This is a genomic window from Bradyrhizobium genosp. SA-3 (assembly GCF_004212635.1).
Lineage (GTDB): Bacteria > Pseudomonadota > Alphaproteobacteria > Rhizobiales > Xanthobacteraceae > Bradyrhizobium.
Genome location: NZ_PSRT01000339.1, coordinates 1 through 739 on the forward strand (window position 1 = coordinate 1; position 739 = coordinate 739).

Annotated in this window: 1 pseudogene; it reads right to left on the bottom strand. The window is 62.2% G+C overall.

The features are described from left to right. A pseudogene (locus CWO91_RS42370) lies at positions 1–432 on the bottom strand (phenylacetate--CoA ligase family protein); the annotation flags it as partial. Positions 433–739 lie beyond the last annotated feature (307 nt).

A 739-nucleotide genomic window follows, 5' to 3' on the forward strand; every position in this document is an offset into this window, starting at 1 on the left:
GCTAAGCGCGCCGATCATCATGCGCAGCGAAAAAGCGAGTGTGACCGTCCAATTGTGCTTGTCCAACAGGAATATTCCAGGTGTCCCGGTGGTGCCCGAGGTGGTTGCCACTGAATATTTGCCAAGGAGGCGTTGCCCGATCAGCTCAGGGTTATCGACGAACGCTCGCACTGCCGCGAAACTAACCTCGCGATCGGTGACCCAGTCGTCAAAATGACGCATCAGCTCTTGCTTATGAGCCACCGGCAGCACGGACGAACTCTCAATCCGCTCCGGTAGACCCTGATAGAGCTCGCGATAATAGGGCGAGTTGGCGCGAGCGAAGGCGACGGCCTCGCCAAGCCGGGCGCGTTGTCGCTGCGCGATGGCATTGAGACCTTGCCTTCTTGCGCGGTGCGCATCGAGCAATACCGATGAGATGCTTTCGCTCATGACAAGCTCACATAGGCGTGGTGCGCGCGCTCAGGCGCCATCACGTCGCACCCCCCCGCAAGCGGCTCGCGAAGGCCTACAGGATCATCAGACGAAAACGGCCTATCAAACAACCGCGCCCAACTCGCGGGCGCAAGCGCTTGCGCCGCGTGGGGCGCGGAGGTTGATGCTCGCTTTCTCTGGCCGCAAGGACGCTGGCACTGTCGGCGCTGGCCCCGTCGGGCACTGGCACTGTCGGCCTCCTCCTGTGGCGCTCGTGGCGCGAGAGACCGTCTCGATCAACCCACCCTTGATGTAGACCCGCGCA